Origin of the sequence: Bacillus sp. SRB3LM (genome assembly GCF_015712745.1) — a bacterium.
In the GTDB taxonomy this organism is placed as follows: Bacteria; Bacillota; Bacilli; order Bacillales; family Bacillaceae_G; genus Bacillus_A; species Bacillus_A thuringiensis_K.
Window position 1 is genome coordinate 1 of sequence record NZ_VWVQ01000036.1, and the last position, 3975, is coordinate 3975.

Genomic DNA, 3975 nt, shown 5'->3' on the forward strand with positions numbered 1-3975 from the left:
CCCCCCGAAAAGGGGGAATAAGGACAGTCATACTTCATTTTTCCAAGGAGTCTTCTCGTGTTAAGCTGGTTAGAATATCGTCTTTATTGATACTCGCAAGAATTTCCTCTATATTTACTACCGTTGAGGATTTACTAAATTCATAACTACCATAAAAATTGATATGTTGCCATGCAATTGGTGAAATATGCTGTAATATTTTCATCACAATCCCTGTATCTTTGGATTTTATTAATAAATTAGATAATATACTCGCATTGTAATAAACAATACAGTTGCTGAGCAGTCTACTACATTCATTCCAAATGTGCGGATCTTGTTCAGTCTTGAAGCGGAGTTTCCCAAAGTTTGCACGTGATACGGATCGACGTAATTTATGATAACTTTCTCCACGATTTAGTGATTTTTGAACATTTTGACGTAATGATAATGAATCAATATATTCTAAAAAATATAGACTTTTAATGATGTTATCATACTCCCATAATGCTCGCTTGGTTTGATTTTTTCGTGCATAAGAACTTAATTTTCGTACAATAACGTTTTGAGTCGTCGTCTTTAAAGCAAGAGATACCATAATTCGTTTTATATTGTCCCATTCTTTTACAATGAGATCTGTATTAATTTTACGCACAGGTTTAATCAGTAATTCTTCATAATGACTTGGATGTTGAAAACCATATAAATTTCGAGATATAGTTGCTTGAATATCTTTATATCTAGGTGCAAATTGGTAACCAAACAAATCTAAAACAGCAAAATTAACTTCATTCGTTCCATGTGTATCCATAGAATGGATAGTAGGCTTTATGTTGGTTGTATTATTGTATAAAATATCAAATACATAATGGCTTTCATGCTCATTTGCACCAATAATTCTTGCTTGAATTGGAATGTGGTTAGCCACCATTGTATAAGAAGTGATTCCTTTATTCATTCCAAAATATTTAGAGGAATGACGGGATTGTAGTGTATGAATCTGTGTTTCGTATTTTTGACCATCACTACTTGAATGGATGAAATCATCAATGTTAAAATACGGGAAAATAGGAAGTTGACTTGTGGCATTACTGATACAATCATTTGCATCTTTTAATGTTTCTAATCGAATAAAATTAGCTGATGTAGTAGCTAATTTTGAAAAATTCATAGCAGAGACTTCTCCCATTCTATATAACACCATATTTGTTTCCCAAGCTATTAAAACATGGAATGAGAGTATAATCATTTGCTTTTTGATTGGCATAGCGTCCCAGAATATGGTCAAAGTTATCTAGAAAATTGCATTGCTGATTTACAAAATACAGGATACTTCTTATATCACCTTGTGGTAATACATCGAAAAAAGAATGATTAATAAGAGCTGAAGCTCGAGTATAGGGAAGTGTCCAAGAATGATGATTTTTATGTTTTTTCACTTGAACATGTTTGTTTTTTCCAGAAGTAATCCTTTTATTAATAGAGATGATACGAGCTTCCAATTTGTTTTCAAGTTCTTTTAAATGTTTTTCGATGGGCTGTTGTAGCTTAGTTAAATTGAAATCTTGAATCATACTCTCTTTATGTACCCACGTATCTTCATCGACTAAATCATCTTCAAAACTTCTATACTGTATGCTATCTCTACAAAAAATATCTCCTGATTGTAAGCGATGCCAAAAAGAATGATAAATTAAAAATTCAAATCGATCTATTAGTAAACGTTTTGAATGCGCATCATCTTTCGTGTAAAGGTAACGTTTGGCCCCTTTTTGTATAAAGGTTTTTGGAATATCTTCGATATCATATTTAAGTAAAGTTTTTCATTTCATCAAAACTTCTTTTAAAAAATGTATTGCATCCATAAGAGGATCTTCAATATCTGTTGTAACAAAATCAATCGTCATAAAAATAGGACGAATTTGTCTTTTGAATTGTAAAGCTAATATATCAATACGTTCCCAACGGAACGCTTTTTCATCTATCTTCGAAGTATTCAGGATTCGATTTGCTAGCTCAGTTAATTTAGGACGGTCTAGGATAGAAAATACACGTCTTTGTATGTCTTTAAATACTGTATAGTCGGAAATGTTTTCATCTATTATAACTTGTAAAACATTTCCGACTTTCTTGAAATCCTCTTGGTTTTCTGTGTAATAGTTATATACTTCGTCTTTTGCAAAGGATACGATATCATCATTGTATTTTCCCATTTTATAAATTAAACTATTAATCAAATTATCATTCATTCTTTGGTATCGATAAAAAATAAAGCAAAATAAATAAAGATTTATAAGGGATTCATTAAATCTTTTTAATTTATATACGGAATAATATTCTACTAAAGAAGCGTAATATTTAATACTTTTATTAGAAATTTTTAGTTGTGGCAAAATTGAATTGGTCAGTTGAAAAAGAGGATACATTTCTTTCCCATATTCAATTTCCCGTTTAATTTCATTCATACTAAAGTCTTTAGGTTCCTGTTTGATTCGAGTAATCTTATATAAACCAGCAGGATTATATAATAATTCTTTTAAATGCTGTTTATCCGTCTCGGATAGCTGTTTTTGTATAATCCTTATAAGGCGTTTTTGTTCATATGTAATAGCATTTCCTATAACCTCTTGTATAAAGCTATAACCAGGAATAATAATTCGTTTAGTAGTTAAATAATTTATAAGCTCGCGAAAAATAAAAATCGGTTTCTCACTTATAGCTGCAGCTCTACGAGCTTGTTCTTTTAAATCTAGTCGAGATTGTGAATCACAAAGACAATAGTTAAATCGCTTGAGAATAAGTTGTTGTTGATTTAGCCTAGTTTTCTTATCAATAAGATCCCAAATCTGAGAACTCAGCATTATTGAAATGGACTTTAAGAATATATTGAACATCCTCTTTCACTTCACATAGGTTAAATTGAAAAAATAAGTGCTTTGACTTAAAGTATCCAAGTTGAAGAATAAAATAAATTTTAGATTTTATTGAGCGTAAAGTATATAACAATTCAGTTTCCATTTGAGAAAGAGCAAAATATTGTACGCGCTCTTTAGTTGTAAAAAGAGGTCTACTATAAAGTTGATTTATTTCATCTGTAGTTAAAATAGTTAATCTTTTTTGAATATTCATGTTTAATCGTTTTCTACATCTTCTTATGGGTTAGAGTTATAATAGATTACACCGTGTCAAAAAGTATACTGTTTGACACGGTGCGTTTAAAGGGGGGTTAATATTTCATAATTATAACTTATAACCATCAAATTTTTTTTATTATAGATTGTACGCAGAATGTGAAATAGGGGAAGGAATACATAATGAGGAAATTTTTCTATATTAGGGTAAGTAGTAAAGATCAATCCATTGAGAGACAACTCGCAACCGCAGCAGAAATAAGTATTCCTGAAGAATACATCTTTATTGAAAGAGCAAGTGGAAAAGATTTTAAACGTCCTGAATATCAACTTATGAAACGTATGTTGAGAAACGGCGATGTTTTATATATTCAATCACTAGATCGTTTGGGAAGAAATAAACAAATGATTTTAGACGAATGACAAGAATTAATTAAAGAAAAAAAGATTGATATCGTTGTGTTAGATATGCCACTTCTTAATACCATGAATATAAAGATTTAAATGGAATTGAAACTCTTATTTCAGATTTAATTTTACAGTTATTAAGTTATATGGCTGAAGATGAAAGAAAAAGAATCCGCGAACGACAAAAAGAGGGAATTACAATTGCACTTCAAAAAGGAGTTAAATTTGGCCGCAAAAAAGTTGAAATAGATGATAATTTTAAAGAAACTTATCAAGAATAGAAAGATCATAAAATTACTGCTGTAGAAGCCATGCAAAGAGTAGGAATGAAGAGCAATACATTTTATAGAATAGTCAAAGAATACGAATATAGCTTAGAAAAAAGCAAGCTCTCTTAAAAGAAAGACTTGCTTTTTTCTTATTCCCCCTTTTCGAGGGGATGGGCAAAAACACCCAA

Annotated in this window: 2 pseudogenes; one reads left to right on the plus strand and one right to left on the minus strand. The window is 30.3% G+C overall.

Annotation, left to right across the window (positions count from 1 at the left end):
* Positions 1-34: 34 nt before the first annotated feature.
* Positions 35-3108: pseudogene (locus F3I02_RS17225) on the minus strand (Tn3 family transposase).
* A 185-nt stretch (positions 3109-3293) separates the two neighbouring features.
* On the opposite strand from F3I02_RS17225, the pseudogene F3I02_RS17230 reads away from it, so the two are divergent.
* Positions 3294-3916: pseudogene (locus tag F3I02_RS17230) on the plus strand (recombinase family protein).
* Positions 3917-3975 lie beyond the last annotated feature (59 nt).